The 14,433-nt window shown below is 71.1% G+C and carries 14 protein-coding genes; 10 read left to right on the plus strand and 4 right to left on the minus strand.

The window, feature by feature from the left end:
• Window positions 1-4 precede the first annotated feature (4 nt).
• From N5D62_RS03485 to N5D62_RS03495, 3 genes are all read left to right on the plus strand, one after another.
• Complete coding sequence (locus N5D62_RS03485) at window positions 5-2,011, plus strand: branched-chain amino acid ABC transporter ATP-binding protein/permease (protein WP_279756141.1); 2,007 nt, start codon at window positions 5-7, stop codon at window positions 2,009-2,011.
• Window positions 2,012-2,029: 18 nt separating this feature from the next.
• Window positions 2,030-2,752, plus strand: a complete 723-nt coding sequence (locus N5D62_RS03490) for an ABC transporter ATP-binding protein (protein WP_279756142.1) — start codon at window positions 2,030-2,032, stop codon at window positions 2,750-2,752.
• Window positions 2,753-2,932: 180 nt separating this feature from the next.
• On the plus strand, window positions 2,933-4,000 hold the full coding sequence (locus N5D62_RS03495; RefSeq protein WP_279756143.1) for a histidine kinase: 1,068 nt from the start codon (window positions 2,933-2,935) through the stop codon (window positions 3,998-4,000).
• A 62-nt stretch (window positions 4,001-4,062) separates the two neighbouring features.
• On the opposite strand, the gene N5D62_RS03500 is transcribed toward N5D62_RS03495, so the two are convergent.
• Window positions 4,063-4,845: an SDR family oxidoreductase gene (locus N5D62_RS03500; protein ID WP_279756144.1), complete on the minus strand. Its 783-nt coding sequence runs from the start codon at window positions 4,843-4,845 to the stop codon at window positions 4,063-4,065.
• A gap of 214 nt (window positions 4,846-5,059) precedes the next feature.
• Between N5D62_RS03500 and N5D62_RS03505 the strand changes: the two genes are divergently transcribed.
• The 4 genes from N5D62_RS03505 to N5D62_RS03520 all read left to right on the plus strand — a co-directional run bounded on the left by N5D62_RS03505 (window position 5,060) and on the right by N5D62_RS03520 (window position 8,544).
• Window positions 5,060-5,986: a LysR family transcriptional regulator gene (locus tag N5D62_RS03505; protein WP_279756198.1), complete on the plus strand. Its 927-nt coding sequence runs from the start codon at window positions 5,060-5,062 to the stop codon at window positions 5,984-5,986.
• A 24-nt stretch (window positions 5,987-6,010) separates the two neighbouring features.
• On the plus strand, window positions 6,011-7,621 hold the full coding sequence (locus N5D62_RS03510) for a GGDEF domain-containing protein (protein WP_279756145.1): 1,611 nt from the start codon (window positions 6,011-6,013) through the stop codon (window positions 7,619-7,621).
• 175 nt (window positions 7,622-7,796) lie between these two features.
• Entirely contained in the window at window positions 7,797-8,141 is a 345-nt protein-coding gene (locus tag N5D62_RS03515) for a hypothetical protein (protein ID WP_279756146.1), read from the plus strand.
• Entirely contained in the window at window positions 8,122-8,544 is a 423-nt protein-coding gene (locus N5D62_RS03520; RefSeq protein WP_279756147.1) for a type II toxin-antitoxin system VapC family toxin, read from the plus strand. The genes N5D62_RS03515 and N5D62_RS03520 overlap by 20 nt, the downstream gene beginning before the upstream one ends.
• 12 nt (window positions 8,545-8,556) lie before the next feature.
• Here N5D62_RS03520 and N5D62_RS03525 read toward each other — a convergent pair whose 3' ends face one another.
• From N5D62_RS03525 to N5D62_RS03535, 3 genes are all read right to left on the minus strand, one after another.
• Window positions 8,557-9,849 (minus strand): RNA polymerase sigma factor, encoded by a 1,293-nt coding sequence (locus N5D62_RS03525; RefSeq protein ID WP_279756148.1) that lies wholly within the window; start codon window positions 9,847-9,849, stop codon window positions 8,557-8,559.
• A gap of 114 nt (window positions 9,850-9,963) precedes the next feature.
• Complete coding sequence (locus N5D62_RS03530; RefSeq protein ID WP_279756149.1) at window positions 9,964-10,374, minus strand: VOC family protein; 411 nt, start codon at window positions 10,372-10,374, stop codon at window positions 9,964-9,966.
• Window positions 10,375-10,585: 211 nt separating this feature from the next.
• Window positions 10,586-10,954 (minus strand): YciI family protein, encoded by a 369-nt coding sequence (locus tag N5D62_RS03535; protein ID WP_279756150.1) that lies wholly within the window; start codon window positions 10,952-10,954, stop codon window positions 10,586-10,588.
• 280 nt (window positions 10,955-11,234) lie between these two features.
• Between N5D62_RS03535 and N5D62_RS03540 the strand changes: the two genes are divergently transcribed.
• The 3 genes from N5D62_RS03540 (at window position 11,235) to N5D62_RS03550 (ending at window position 14,424) form a co-directional block, all read left to right on the plus strand.
• Window positions 11,235-12,374, plus strand: coding sequence for a histidine kinase (locus tag N5D62_RS03540; protein WP_279756152.1), 1,140 nt, complete (start codon window positions 11,235-11,237; stop codon window positions 12,372-12,374).
• A 28-nt stretch (window positions 12,375-12,402) separates the two neighbouring features.
• Complete coding sequence (locus tag N5D62_RS03545) at window positions 12,403-13,203, plus strand: LytTR family DNA-binding domain-containing protein (protein ID WP_279756154.1); 801 nt, start codon at window positions 12,403-12,405, stop codon at window positions 13,201-13,203.
• Window positions 13,204-13,290: 87 nt separating this feature from the next.
• Window positions 13,291-14,424 (plus strand): GGDEF domain-containing protein, encoded by a 1,134-nt coding sequence (locus tag N5D62_RS03550; RefSeq protein WP_279756155.1) that lies wholly within the window; start codon window positions 13,291-13,293, stop codon window positions 14,422-14,424.
• The last annotated feature ends 9 nt before the right edge of the window (window positions 14,425-14,433 follow it).

The following is a 14,433-nucleotide window of genomic DNA, read 5'->3' on the forward strand; positions in this document are numbered from 1 at the left end:
CGTCATGAGCCCCACGTCCTCCTCTTCGTCCACCTCGTCCTCCGCCTCCACGCCGGGCGGCACCGCCGCGCCCCGCGCCCGGCTCGATCCGAAGAAGCTCGTCGCCGGCGCGGTCGCGATCGTCGCGCTGTTCGCGTTCCCGCTGGTGTCCGGCAACCCGTACTACATCCACCTGGTCGAGACGATCATGATCTACGCGATCGTGCTGTTCGGCCTGGACATCGTGGTCGGCTACACCGGGCAGGTGTCGCTGGGCCATGCTGGGCTGTTCGGCATCGGCGCCTACACGGCCGGCGTGCTGATCACCAAGTTCGGCCTGTGGGTGCTGCTGACGCTGCCGCTGGCGGTGGGCATCACCGCCGCGTTCGGCGCGCTGCTGGCGCTGCCGGCGCTGCGCGTCACGGGGCCCTACCTGGCGATGGTGACGCTGGCGTTCGGCACCATCATCCAGATCCTGATCAACGAGATGGATTTCCTGACCAACGGGCCGATGGGCATCACCCTCACCAAGCCCAAGCTGCTCGGCCACCAGCTCGACGAGACGGAGTTCTACTGGCTGGTGGCGGTGCTGCTGATCGCGTCGCTGGTGTTCGTGCACCGCGTGCTGCGCTCGCACCTCGGCCGCGCATTCGAGGCGCTGCGCGGCAGCCCGGTGGCGTCGGACTGCATGGGCGTCTCGGTCTACCGCTACAAGGTCTACGCCTTCGTGATCAGCGCCGGCCTGGCCGGGCTGGCCGGCGCGCTGTACGCCTATTCCGAGCAGTACATCTCGCCCAACACCTACAACTTCGAGCTGACGGTGCTGTTCCTGCTGGCCATCATCATGGGCGGCCGCAAGACCCGCACCGGCGCGCTGCTGGGCGCCGCGATCATCGTGGTGCTGCCCAAGCTGCTCGACGACCTGGAGCTGTTCCGCTACGTGTCGGTGATCTTCGCGATCCTGGTGGTGGCGGTGACGGTGGTGGCGCTGCGCCGCGGCAAGGTGGGCGCGACGCAGGCGGCGATCCCGGTCGTCGGCAGCATCGCGCTGGCGGGGCTGTCCTTCGTGCTGGAGACGATGACCGACTGGCGGCTGTCGATCTTCGGCCTGATCACGCTGTTCGTCGTGTACTACCTGCAGGACGGCATCGTCGGTTTCGTGCGCAACGCGCTGCAGATCAAGGCCCGGCCGGTGGGCGAGGGCGGCCCGGTCGGCGAGAAGCCGGCCGACGCGATCTCGCAGGCGGGCGCGGCCGGCGGCGCGGGCGAGGTCGTCATCGACGCGCGCGGCGTGCTGATGCAGTTCGGCGGCCTGAAGGCGCTCAACAACGTCGACCTGCAGGTGCGGCGCGGCACGATCCACGGCCTGATCGGGCCGAACGGCTCGGGCAAGAGCACGATGATGAACGTGCTCACCGGCATCTACGTGCCGACCGCGGGCGAGCTCAAGTTCGGCGATCGCTCGCTGGTGGGGCGGACCTCGGCGGACATCGCGCTGTCGGGCATCGCGCGGACCTTCCAGAACGTGCAGCTGTTCGGCGAGATGAGCGCGCTGCACAACGTGATGGTGGCGCTGCACCACAGCTTCGGCGCCAACCTGCTGCAGGTGGCGCTGCACTCGCCGCGCTACAACGCCGAGGACGCGCTGGCCCGCGCGCGGGCCCTGAGCCTGCTGGAGTTCGTCGGCCTGGCCGACCTGGCCTTCGAGGAAGCGCGCAACCTGCCCTACGGCAAGCAGCGGCTGCTGGAGATCGCGCGGGCGCTGGCGCTGGACCCGAAGCTGCTGCTGCTGGACGAGCCGGCGGCGGGGCTGACCGCGCCCGACATCAAGGAGCTGATGCGCATCATCGGCAAGATCCGCGACCACGGCATCACGGTGATCCTGATCGAGCACCACATGGACGTGGTGATGGGCATCTGCGACACGGTGTCGGTGCTGGACTTCGGCCAGAAGATCGCCGAGGGCCGGCCGGCCCAGGTGCAGGCCGACCCCAAGGTGATCGAGGCCTACCTCGGCGGCCAGGCGGCCTGAGCGCGGAGCGGAACTGACATGCTGAAGATCGATCAACTGCATGCCGGCTACGGCAAGGTCGAGGTGCTGCACGGCATCACGGTGGAGGTGCCCAAGGGGCGGGTGGTGACGCTGATCGGCTCCAACGGGGCCGGCAAGACGACGACGATGCGCGCGGTCAGCGGGATGATCGCGCCGAGCTCGGGCCAGATCACGCTCAACGGCAGGCGCATCGACGGGCTGGAGTCGTACCACATCGCCCGGCTGGGGCTGGCGCATTCGCCGGAGGGCCGGCGGGTGTTCGCGACGATGAGCGTCACCGACAACCTGCGGCTGGGGGCGTTCCCGCGCTACACCGGCGCGCGGCCCAAGGGCGACGTCGACGCGGACCTGGAGAAGGCGATGGAGCTGTTCCCGCGCCTGAAGGAGCGGCGCCAGCAGCTGGCCGGCACCCTGTCCGGCGGCGAGCAGCAGATGCTGGCGATGGCGCGGGCGACGATGCTGAATCCGGAGGTGGTGCTGCTGGACGAGCCGTCGATGGGGCTGGCGCCGATCCTGGTGGACGAGGTGTTCCGCATCATCGAGCGGCTCAAGGGGCAGGGCGTGACGATGCTGCTGGTGGAACAGTTCGCCGCGGCGGCGCTGGCGGTGGCGGACTACGGCTACGTGCTGGAGAACGGCCGCATCTCGCTGCACGGTCCGGCGGAGAAGCTGCGCACCGATCCGGCGGTGAAGGCGGCGTACCTGGGCGGCGGGCACTGACGCCGGGGCCCTGGGTGGCCGCCTGACAAACGCGACGACTTCGATCGGGCATCCAGCGGCTCCAAGCAGTTGGAATCGCGGCGATGTCCATCGCGAACGCGCAGGTGCGTCGCACCGGCGTGCTGCCTAGAGTGACTGCCTCGCCCCGCTCCGGGGCTTCTCCTCCAGCGAGGTGCAGTCATGACGAACGCTCCCCGACGCGAGCCCGATCGACCGCCGGTCGAGGCGTGGCAGGCGCAGGGCCTCTATCCGTTCTCCCGCGATCCGGAGACCTCGATCGAGGTGCTGGAGCGCCAGCTGTTCGATCAGGTGGCCTGGCACCTGTCGCGCTTCCATCCGGTGTTCCGCTCCCTGGCGCCCGAGGCGGTCGCCTTCCAGTTCCGGCTGCTGAGGCAGGCCGTGGAGTGCGGTCCCGAGGAACTGCAGACGCTGCTGACCGAGGTGCTGGACCTGCCGGCCGAGGACCGCCAGGTGATGGCCGAGTTGCTGAAGGACGTCTCGTTGTCCTCGGTCATCCGCGAGGCCCACGTGGTGACGGAGCGCCTGCTGCTGCTCGATGGCCTGGAGTCGATCGTGTTCGAGAAGGACCTGCAGCCGCATGTCAGGGAGCGCGGCGAACTGCACCGGATCGTCGCCCGCAATCCATGGCTCTTCGGGGAGCGATTCGCGCTGTCGGTGGACAACCGGTCCCTCACCGAAGTGCTGCGCAAGCACCGCGAACGGCTGGGAGACGACGTCCTCATCGATGAGCCCCCCGACGGGACGGCGCAGAAGCGCGCGTTCATCGACCTCATGTTCTCCCGCGCGACGCGCCGCCATCAGCCGTCGACCCTGGAGCACCTCGTCGTGGAACTGAAGGCGCCTCGCGTCCAGATCGGGCAGAAGGAGATCAGCCAGATCTGCGACTACGCCTCGCGCGTGGCCCGTGACGAACGCTTCCGTGCCGTGGACGCGAGGTGGTCGTTCTGGCTGGTCGGCCGGGACATCGAGGAGGGCGTGCTCGATGCGACCGAGCGCCGGAACCAGCTCGCGCTGCCCTTGGCGTTCAACCACGCGGTGCGCGTCGTGACCTGGGCGCAGGTCATCGACGAGAACCGCGCCCGGCTCCAGTTCCTGCAGGAGAGCCTGGACTACAAGGCCAGCCGGCAGGCCGGGCTGAAGCACCTGCAGCGGCGCTATCCCGACTGCCTCGGCGAGGTGGTGCAGCGCGCGCGCGAGCCGCGGACGGCCTATGCGCGCGCCGGGTGACCGCGGGCGAGGCGGCGTCGTCCCCGTCGCGGCGGTGGCCGCCGCCGCGGTCGCCCGACGCCTCAGACGAACATCCCGCCCGACGCCTCCACGCGCTGCGCGGTGATCCAGTGGCTGTCGTCGGACAGCAGCGCGGCGACCACCGGCCCGATGTCGTCGGGCAGGCCGGCGCGGCCCAGCGCCGTCGCCGACGCCACCATCTGGTTGACCGCCTCGTTGTCGCGCACCGCGCCGCCGCCGAAGTCCGTCTCGATCGCCCCCGGCGCCAGCGTGTTCACGCGGATGCCGCGGGCGCCGAACTCCTTGGCCATGTAGCGGCTCAGCACCTCGATGCCGCCCTTCATCGTCGCGTAGGCGCCGTAGCCGGGCAGCGAGAAACGCGCCAGGCCGCTGGAGACGTTCAGCACGCTGCCGCCGTCGTTGAGCAGCGGCAGCAGCGTCTGCGTCAGGAAGAACGGGCCTTTCAGGTGCACGCGCATCAACTCGTCGAACTGCGCTTCGGTCGTGTCGGCCAGCGGCGCATGCACGCCCATGCCGGCGTTGTTGACGAGGTGATCGAAGCGCTCGCGCTGCCATTGCGTCTTCAGCACCTGCCGGAGCGCCTGCGCGAAGGCCGGGAAGGCGCCGCTGTCGCCGACATCCAGCTGCAGGGCCGCCGCGCGGCCGCCCAGGCGCTGGATCTCGTCGATCACCGACTGCGCCTCGTCCTGGCGGCTGCGGTAGGTGACGATGCTGTCGATGCCGCGGCGGGCCAGGTGAACCGCCGCGTTGCGGCCCAGGCCCCGGCTGCCGCCGGTGATCAGCGCGATCTTGCGGGTCGTGGGGGAAGAGGTCGTGGTCGTCATGGTGAGCTCCTGTGAGGGGTGGGGATCGGATGCAGGCACTTTATTGATCGACGCTTGACGTATAAATCGCCTTGAATCGATTTGACCGTTCATCCAGGACGAACAAATGAGCGACCCCGCCACGACCTCAGCGGCCTTGCCGCCCTCGCCAGTCACGCCGGCCTCTCCAGCCTCTCCGGCCTCGCTGCCTTCCTCGACCTCGGCTCCGCCGTCGATGGAGACCTTGCAGGTCTTCGTCCGCGTCGCCGAGCTGGCCAGCTTCACGCAGGCGGCGCAGAGCCTGGGGCTGCCCAAGGCGAGCGCCTCCACCGCGGTGCAGCGGCTGGAGGCCAGCCTGGGCACGCGGCTGTTTCATCGCACGACGCGCCGGGTGCAGCTGACGCAGGACGGCCAGGCCTGCTACGAGCGCTGCAAGGACCTGCTCGCCGACCTGGACGACATGCAGACGATGTTCCAGCCGGCGGCCGCCGGTTTGCGCGGCCGGCTGCGGGTCGACATGCCGCTGCGGGTGGCGCACGACCTCGTCGTGCCGCGCCTGCCCGAGTTCCTGGCCGCGCATCCCGGGCTGGAGGTGGAACTGAGCAGCACCGACCGCCGCGTCGACCTGGTGCGCGAGGGCTTCGACTGCGTGCTGCGCGTCGGGCCGCTGGGGGACTCGAGCCTGGTGGCGCGGCCGCTGGGCGCGATGGCGATGGCCAACCTCGCGAGCCTGGCGTATGTCGAGGCCTTCGGCCTGCCGGAGACGCTCGAGGACCTCGCGCGGCACCGGCTGGTGCAGTACGTGACGACGCTGGGCCAGCGCTGCCCCGGCTTCGAATGGCGCGACGAGGCGGGCGTGACGCGTTTCGTGCCGATGGCCGGCGCGCTGACGGTCAGCGATTCGGGCGCGTACACCGCCGCCTGCCTGGCGGGGCTGGGGATCATCCAGGTGCCGCGCCACGGCTACGAGGCGGAGGTGCTGGACGGCCGGCTCGTCGAGGTGCTGCCGGGCTACCGCGCCGCGCCGATGCCGGTGCATCTGCTCTATGCGCACCGCCGGCAGCTGCCGCGCCGGGTGCAGGCCTTCATGCAATGGCTGGCCGAGCTGCTGGCGCCGCGGCTGTTGCCGCTATCCTCTGCTTCCTCGGCTTCGTCCTCCTGAACCGCCTTGCGCTCCGATCCCGCCTTGGACCTCCACGCCATCTCCCAGCAAGCCCGCGCCGCGCTGCAGTCGGGCGACGCCGTCGCCGCGCAGCCGCCCGGCGAGGAATGGCTGCTGATGGCGCTCGAGCAGGGCGACGAGCCGCAGCAGGCGCGCGCGCTGCTGCACCTGGCGCGCTGCGACCGCGTGCTGCATCACCCGGGCGACGCGCGCGGCCGCAGCGAGCAGGCGGCGCGCTTGTTCCGCCAGCAGGGCGACGCCGATGGCGAGGCCGGCGCGCTGTCGGTGCTGGCGCACAGCGCCTCGCTGGCCGGGCATCACGAGGAAGCGATCGAGGCCGCCTTGCTCGGCCTGCGGCTGGCGCAGCAGCGCGGCGACGGCGCGGCGCTGGTGGTGGCGCTGCAGGACCTGGGCGCCTGCCATGTCTGGGCGCGCAATTTCGACAAGGCGGCCGAGGTGCTGCGCCAGGCGGCTGATGCGGCCAATGCCTGCAAGCCGCGGCTGAGCCCGCTGACCGCCTGCCTGTGGCTGGCGATGGCGACGCTGCTGGCCTTCGCCGGCGAGCGCGAGCAGCGCGGCCAGTTGCCGTCGCTGGGTCCGCTGGAGGGCCACCTGATCAACGCGCGGCACCTGCTGGCGGAAGGCGATGCGGAAACGCAGTGCTGGTGGACGCTGATGCAGACGATGGCGCAGATCTGGAAGGGTGCGTCGGCGCTGGCGCAGCCGGAGCTGCAGCAGGCGCTGGCGCACCTGCCGGAGCAGGACCGGCACTGGCTGGCGGCGCTGGCGTGCTGGGTGCAGGCGGAGCTGGCCTGGGCGCGGCGGCTGTGGCCGCAGGCGCGGCGGGCGGCGGCGCAACTGGTGACGGCGTCGGATGCGGTGCAGCACGAGCCGCTGGCGCAGCTGGGCGAGTTGATCGCCAGCCAGATCGAGGAACAGCAAGGGCAGCCGCAGCGCGCGCTGCAGCGGATGCGCGCCCTGCGCGAGCGCGAGGCGCGGGTGCGGATCGCCAGTCTCGCGAGCCGCGAGGCGACGGTGCAATGGCAGCTCGACGCGCGGCGCAGCGAGCGCGACCGCGCGCAGCTCGCGGACGAGGCGCAGCGGCTGGAGAAGCTGTCGATGGAGGACCCGCTGACGGGCCTGGCGAATCGCCGCAGCTTCGAGGCGCACACGCGGGCGCAGATCGCGTCGGGCGGCGTGCTGAGCCTGGCGCTGATCGATGTCGATCACTTCAAGCAGGTCAACGACCGGCACTCGCACCTGGTCGGCGACCAGGTGCTGAACCAGATCGCGCGGCTGATGCGACAGCATGTCCGCGAGCACGATGTCGCCGCGCGGCTGGCCGGCGACGAGTTCGTGCTGCTGCTGCGCGGCGCGTCCGAGGAGGTCGCGCAGCAGGCTTGCCTGCGGCTGGACGAGGCGGTGCGCCGGCACGACTGGAGCGCGATGTCTGACGGCCTGCGGGTGAGCATCAGCATCGGCGCCGCGCAACGCCAGGACGGCGACACGCTGGAGACGCTGATGGCGCGCAGCGATGCCGCGATGTACGCGTTCAAGCGGGAGCGCAAGGGCACCGCGACGGCCGGCGCCTGGCTCACCGACGAGAGCGAAGGCGAGGGCGATTCGCCGGATTGAGAGTGCGTCGACGGCCGGGAAGGCCGTGGCCATCGGGGATCTGACGCGCGAGTCGAGAAATACACAAGAACTTGCGTGGCGATTCCGCCGAAAACGAGGGGGTGGGTGAACGCTGACCTGTCCGACCCGTGCCAAGAATGATTGCTTCCTTTGCACCTGCCTGTAAGGAGGCTTCATGACTGTGCTTGTAGACGTCGCGATCAGCGCTCATGACACGCGACTACCGCCCGCGCTCGCCGCGGGCAATCAAACGCTGAATGCGTTCGACGTGATTCCTGGCCCCTACTCGGTGACCGCTCGACGGCAGCTCGAGGCGATCAACCGCTTGATCCGTCTTCGAGACGAGGGGCGTTTCAGGCCTCGACCGGACGAGGCGAGCAGGGGGCACATGCGGCACGACGTGCCCGAGCGGATGCTGGCGATCTATTCGAAGCATCGCCAGCTCCTGGAGGAGCCGCCAGGAGGCGGAGATGTCGTGGCCTGGATCCGGGAGTTCCGCGATGAAGACGGTTGTCGTTGATTCGAATGTCGCGTTGGGCTGGTTGGTGCTGCGAAAGGACAACGAAGCGCTCCACCGCTATGCGGGCCGATTGGCCGAGTCCTCCGCGACTGCGGAGACGCGGCTCATCGCACCGTACGTCTTCACCGCCGAATGCGCCTACACCCTGCTGAAGCGAGGACGGGCGCAAGGATGGCCGGAGGAGGAACTCCAGATGTATGCCGAGTTGATCGACATGTACCCGGTGGCGATGGACGAGGACGTGATGCCTCTACCGGAGCATGTGGATTTCGCGATGGAACACAACGTGCAAGGTTATGACGCCCTGTATCTCGCACTGGCCATGGAGAAGAAGGCGGCCCTCGCCACCGCGGACAAGGGACTGCGCGCGGCGGCGGAAAGGGCGGGTGTCGAGCTGTTCTGACCCGCAGGGGCCTCAGTGCCCCTGCTCCCTCGCCCGCTTGAGCAGCAGTTCCTTCTCGCGCTCGTTGCCGGTCATCGCGGCGGCGCGTTCGAACTCCGCCTTCGCTTCCGCGTTCCGGCCGAGCTTGGCCAGCAGGTCCGCGCGCACGCTCGGCAGCCAGTGGTACTGCTTGAGCGCCGGTTCCTCCATCAGCCGGTCGACGATCTCCAGCCCCACCGCCGGGCCGAAGGCCATCGACAGCGCCACCGCGCGGTTCAACTCCACCACCGGCGACGGCTGCCGGATCGCCAGCGCCTCGTAGAGCGCCGCGATGCGCGGCCACTCGGTGTCCTCGGCGCGCGCCGCCCGCGCGTGGCAGGCCGCGATCGCCGCCTGCAGCGCATACGGCCCCAGGCCGTCGCCGTCGTCGGCCTGCGCGGCCAGCCGGTCCGCCGCCTCCAGCGCCGCGAGCCCCCGCTCGATCGACGCCGCGTCCCACATCGACCGGTCCTGCTCCAGCAGCAGCACCGCCTGTCCCTGCGCGTCCACCCGCGCCGCCGCGCGCGACGCCTGCAGCTCCATCAGCGCCAGCAGCCCCTGCACCTCGGTCTCGCGCGGCGCCAGCCGCACCAGCATGCGGGTGAGCCGCAGCGCCTCGTCGCACAGGTCCTGTCGGATCAGCCGGTCGCCGCTGGTGGCCGAGTAGCCCTCGTTGAAGATCAGGTAGAGCACCTCCAGCACCGCCGACAAGCGCTCGGTCAGCGCCTCGCCGCGCGGCAGCTCGAACGGCACCTTCGCGTCGCCCAGCGTGCGCTTGGCGCGGACCAGCCGCTGCGCCACCGTCGGTTCCGATTGCAGGTAGGCCCGCGCGATCTCGGCCGTCGTCAGCCCGGCCACCATCTTCAGCGTCAGCGCCACCCGCGCCTCCAGGCTCAGCACCGGATGGCAGGCGCAGAACATCAGCCGCAGCACGTCGTCGCCGATCTCGCGCGCCGCGCGGTCGTCATCCAGGCTGTCGACGAAGTTCGGCACGATCATGGCCTCGCGCGCGTCGAGCTCATGCCCGAGCTGCTCCAGCTTGTCGCCGCTGAGCTTCACGTGCCGCAGCCGGTCCAGCGCGCGGTGCTTGGCCGTGGTCATCAGCCAGGCCGCCGGCTTGTCGGGCAGGCCCTGCGTCGGCCAGGTCTCCAGCGCGGCCACCAGCGCGTCCTGCGCCAGCTCCTCCGCCAGCGGGACGTCGCGCGTCAGCCGCGACAAGGCGCCGATGATCTTGGCCGACTCCTGGCGCCAGACGGTCGTGATCGCGCGGTGGGTGTCCTGGTTCATGCGCGCGATCGTACGGCCTCGCGCCCCGGGACCCCGTTCCGCATGGCCGCGCCCCCTCGCCGGCGGACGCGGGGGGCCGCGGGCGACAGGCCCGGCGGCCGGGGCCGTCGACGATCAGGCGCCCGGGAACTGCGTGATGTCCATGTACATCAGCTCCCAGATGTGCCCGTCCGGGTCCGCGTAGGCCTGGGAGTACATGAACCCCATGTCCTGCGGCTCGCGCGGCACCGTGCCGCCGGCCGCCCGGGCCTTGGCGATCAGTTCGTCCACCTGCGCGCGGCTCTCGCAGGACAGGCAGGTCAGCACCTCGGTGGCCGTGTGCGCGTCCGAGATCTTGCGCGGCGTGAAGGTCTGGAAGAACTCCTCGACCAGCAGCATCGCGTAGATGTCGTCCGAGATGATCATCGACAGCGCCTGCTCGTTGGAGAACTGCGGGTTGAAGGCGTAGCCCATCGCCGCGTAGAAGCGCTTGCTGCGCTCGACGTCCTTGACGGGCAGGTTCACGAAGATCTGTTGGTGTCGCATGTCGGAACTCCTCAATGGGGGTGAAGTCGCGGAGCGCGTGCTGGGGTGCCGGTGGTCGCATCGTGCCCTCCTGATCGCGGCGCCCCGTCGCTGGGGCGTCCACACAGGCACGACGCGCCAGCGCCGCCGGTTTCGACAGGACGCGACGCGCGACTCAAAAAAAATCCGGGCCGACCGGCCCGGATGTCGCGCGGGGAAGGCGGCACCGCCCTCAGGAAGCCTTCGACTCCTCGAAGCACGGCACCATCGAGCGGACTTCCACCGTGCACCATTCCGCCGCCGGGCATTCGCGGGCGATGGCGATCGCCTCCTCGCGGGTCTTCACGTTCAGCCAGAAGAAGCCGCCGACCATCTCCTTGGCCTCGGCGAAGGGGCCGTCGAGCGCCGTGATCCGGCCGTCGCGCTTGTTCACCCGGGTCGAGCCGTTGACCGACTGCAGCGACTGCGCCGCGTGCAACAGCCCCTGGGCCCGCAGCTGGTCGGCGTAGGCGGTCATGCGGTCATAGGCGTCGCGGCCTTCCTCGGGGGTGCGGGCCTCGCGCTGGCCGACAGGTTCGTTGATCAGCAGGACGTAGCTCATGGGGGTCTCCGTGCAATGCGGTCAAAAGGGGCGATCGTCGGTGAGCGGCGGTCGATCCAAGGTCGATCGGCGGTCGATCAGCGGGCTATTGGACACCACACGCCCAAGCCACTGCCAAAGGTCAGGGCTTGCGCCGCCACCGGCATTTCCGTGGCCCCGGCAGCCGCGACGTCGTGGCGACCGGGCCGGCCGCGCCGGGCGCCGTCGATCCGTCCGCCGCGCTGTCGATCCGTCGTTTCCCCCGGCGGGACGGCCGCGCCGCCTCCCTACACTGCGCCGCATGACTCCCGCCTCTCCCCGTCCCCTCTGGCGCGATGGCCGCCGCCTGCGGGCCTCCTGGCATGCCTGGCTCGGCAACGACCTGCAGGCCAGCGGCCCGGCCTGGCTGCAATGGCTGTGGACGGTGCTGTTCTCCTGCGTGCTGGCGGTCGGCTTCACCGTGCTCGGTTTCGTGGCCAACGCCCGCGTCGCCCGCTGGACCGATCCCGCCGCCTGGGCCTGGTGGTACGGCAAGAACGTCATCGTCTGCGTGACCATCGGCCTGGTCATCCAGACGCTGTTCACCTTCCTGATGCCGCTGGTGGGCGGGCGCGCCCGCGTGCGGGCCTGGCCGGCCTGGCGCCGGACCGTGTTCTTCAGCGCCGTGCCGATGCTGGGCGTCGTGATCGGCTGGGTGCCCGGCATGTGGCTGGCCGGCACCTGGCAATGGGTCCGGGTGGACTGGTCGCAGGGCGGCAAGGTCATCGGCGTGACCGCGGCGCTGTCGCTGGCGATCACCTTCGTGCTGCACCAATGGTTCGGCGCGAAGAACCGCCAGCTCCAGACCGAGCGCCGCGCCACCGAGGCCCAGCTGCGCCTGCTGCAGGGCCAGATCGAGCCGCATTTCCTGTTCAACACGCTGGCCAACGTCCACTCGCTGATCGACTACGACGCGCCCAAGGCCAAGGCGATGCTGGGCGCCTTCACCGCCTACCTGCGCGCCTCGCTGGGCGGGTTGCGGCGCGAGACCGGACCGCTGGAGGACGAGCTCGCGCTGGCCGACGCCTACCTGACGGTGCTGCGGACCCGGATGGAGGACCGCCTGCGCTTCGAGGTCCACGCCACGCCCGAGGCCCGCGTCGTGCAGCTGCCGCCGATGCTGCTGCAGCCGCTGGTGGAGAACGCGGTGCACCACGGCCTGGAGCCCAAGATCGACGGCGGCACGGTGCGCGTGGACGCGACGCTGCGCGACGGCCACCTGGTCGTCGAGGTGCGCGACGACGGTGTCGGGCCGGGCGTGTCGCGCCGCGGCGGCAACGGCATCGCGCTGTCCAACATCCGCGAACGGCTGATGGCGCAGTACGGCGACCGCGCCTCGCTGACCCTCGAGCCCGCCGACCCTGGCTGCCGCGCCACGCTGCGCGTGCCCCTCGATCACTGATTCCACCGACTTGACCGACCGCCCCCCCATGACCGCCATCACCGCCCTGATCGCCGACGACGAACCCCACCTGGCCCGCGCGCTGGCCGCGCAACTGGCCGAGGTCTGGCCCGAGCTGGACATCGTGCATGTCGCCCGCAACGGCGCCGAGGCCGCCGAGCGCATCGCGGCGTTGCAGCCGGACCTGGCCTTCCTGGACATCCAGATGCCGGGCCTGACCGGGCTGGAGGTGGCCGAGGGCATCGAGGGCGCCACGCGCGTCGTCTTCGTCACCGCCTACGACCAGTACGCGGTCCAGGCCTTCGAGCAGGAGGCGATCGACTACGTGCTCAAGCCGGTCGAGGCGGACCGCCTGACCCGCACCGTGGAGCGCGTGCGGCGCGCGCTGGCGCAAGCGGACGGCCGGGCCGACGCCGGCGTGGACGCGCGGCTGCTGGCGGCGCTGCAGCGCCTGCACGGCACGGGCAATGGCGCGGACGGGGCCGGCGCGTCGCGGGCCGCGGGCCCGCTGCGCTGGGTGCGCGCGACGCAGGGCGACCTGATGCACCAGGTGCCGGTCGACGAGGTGCTGTTCTTCCGCGCCGACGACAAGTACACCTGCGTGCAGACCGCCGCGACCGAGTACCTGATCCGCACGCCGATCCATGAGCTGGCCGCGCAGCTCGACGGCGAGCGCTTCTGGCAGGTGCACCGCTCGACGATCGTGAACCTGGACCACGTCGCCGGCACCCGCCGCGACGAGCTGAGCCGGCTGTTCGTCCGCGTCCGCGGCCACGCCAACGAGCTGCCGGTGAGCCGCGCCTACGTCCATCTGTTCAAGGCGATGTGACCGCGCCGGGCGGCCGGTGCGCGGGCCGGCCCCGGCCGCCCGCGCGCGGGGCGTCGCGTCATGGGAGCGGCCTACACTGCCGGGCTCATGCAACTCGACCCCCGCTCGATCACCGTCATGACCGCCTTGATGGCGGCCGTCATGGGGGCGGTGCTGCTCGGCGTGCGGCGCAACTACCCGTCGACGATCCAGGGCCTGCTGCCCTGGTCGCTGGCGCCGATGACCTGCGCGCTGGCCGCCGGCGTGTACGCGATGCAGGGCGCGCTGCCGGACTTCGTCGTCGCGCAGACCGGCAACGCGCTGCTGCTGACCGGCTGCGGGCTGTTCTATTTCGGATCGCAGCGCTTCTTCGGCCGGCCGGTGACCTGGCGGCTGTGGGGCGGCATCGCGCTGCTGAGCCTGGCGGTGCTGACCTGGTTCCTGATCCGGCCGGATTACCGCGTCCGCATGGTCGTGTTCACCGCGACGATGACGGCCTGCGTGCTGGCGCATGCCTGGCTGGTGCGGCGCGACGGCCGCGGCTTCGCGGCGCGGCTGATCGCCGGCACGCTGGCGCTGCAGGCGGCGGTGCTGGTCGGACGCGGGCTGGCCAGCTTCTGGGTCGACGGCGCGCAGTCGTCGCGCTTCGCGATGACGACGGTGCAGACCGCCTACATCGCCAGCTACTGCTTCAGCGTGCTGCTGCTGAGCGTGGGCGTGCTGCTGATGGCCAGCGAGCGGGTGCGCGAGGAGTTCGAGCTGCTGGCCACCCGTGACGCGCTGACCGGCGCGTTGACGCGGCGCGCGGTGCTGCAGGCCGGCGGCGAGGAATTCGACCGCTGGCGCCGCTACGGCCAGCCGCTGTCGCTGCTGCTGCTCGACATCGACCACTTCAAGCTGGTCAACGACCGCCACGGCCACCAGACCGGCGACCGGGTGCTGGCCGAGGCGGTCGCCGCGATCCGCGGGCAGTTGCGCGCGACCGACCGGCTGGGCCGCTACGGCGGCGAGGAGTTCGTGATCCTGCTGCCCTCCACCGATGCCGAGGCCGCGCGCGCGTCCGCGGAGCGGGTGCGCGAGGCGCTGGCGGCGCACGTGCCCGCGCCGGACGTGCCGCCGTGCACGGCCAGCATCGGCGTGGCGGTCGCGCAGCTGGGCGACGTCAGCATCGACCAGCTGCTCGCGCGCGCGGACGCGGCGCTCTACCGCGCCAAGGCGAACGGGCGCGACCGCGTCGAGTGACGCGCGGCC

Origin of the sequence: Mitsuaria sp. GD03876 (assembly GCF_029840635.1) — a bacterium.
GTDB lineage: Bacteria > Pseudomonadota > Gammaproteobacteria > Burkholderiales > Burkholderiaceae_C > Roseateles.

What these genes read in the sequence shown, in the direction of transcription:
- N5D62_RS03535 (WP_279756150.1), bottom strand. Translation starts at nt 10,954, where the DNA reads ATGAGCTACGTCCTGCTGATCAACGAACCTGTCGGCCAGCGCGAGGCC.
- N5D62_RS03550 (WP_279756155.1), top strand. Translation starts at nt 13,291, where the DNA reads ATGCAACTCGACCCCCGCTCGATCACCGTCATGACCGCCTTGATGGCG.
- N5D62_RS03505 (WP_279756198.1), top strand. Translation starts at nt 5,060, where the DNA reads ATGGAGACCTTGCAGGTCTTCGTCCGCGTCGCCGAGCTGGCCAGCTTC.
- N5D62_RS03530 (WP_279756149.1), bottom strand. Translation starts at nt 10,374, where the DNA reads ATGCGACACCAACAGATCTTCGTGAACCTGCCCGTCAAGGACGTCGAG.
- N5D62_RS03520 (WP_279756147.1), top strand. Translation starts at nt 8,122, where the DNA reads ATGAAGACGGTTGTCGTTGATTCGAATGTCGCGTTGGGCTGGTTGGTG.
- N5D62_RS03500 (WP_279756144.1), bottom strand. Translation starts at nt 4,845, where the DNA reads ATGACGACCACGACCTCTTCCCCCACGACCCGCAAGATCGCGCTGATC.
- N5D62_RS03515 (WP_279756146.1), top strand. Translation starts at nt 7,797, where the DNA reads ATGACTGTGCTTGTAGACGTCGCGATCAGCGCTCATGACACGCGACTA.
- N5D62_RS03485 (WP_279756141.1), top strand. Translation starts at nt 5, where the DNA reads ATGAGCCCCACGTCCTCCTCTTCGTCCACCTCGTCCTCCGCCTCCACG.
- N5D62_RS03540 (WP_279756152.1), top strand. Translation starts at nt 11,235, where the DNA reads ATGACTCCCGCCTCTCCCCGTCCCCTCTGGCGCGATGGCCGCCGCCTG.
- N5D62_RS03525 (WP_279756148.1), bottom strand. Translation starts at nt 9,849, where the DNA reads ATGAACCAGGACACCCACCGCGCGATCACGACCGTCTGGCGCCAGGAG.
- N5D62_RS03490 (WP_279756142.1), top strand. Translation starts at nt 2,030, where the DNA reads ATGCTGAAGATCGATCAACTGCATGCCGGCTACGGCAAGGTCGAGGTG.
- N5D62_RS03545 (WP_279756154.1), top strand. Translation starts at nt 12,403, where the DNA reads ATGACCGCCATCACCGCCCTGATCGCCGACGACGAACCCCACCTGGCC.
- N5D62_RS03495 (WP_279756143.1), top strand. Translation starts at nt 2,933, where the DNA reads ATGACGAACGCTCCCCGACGCGAGCCCGATCGACCGCCGGTCGAGGCG.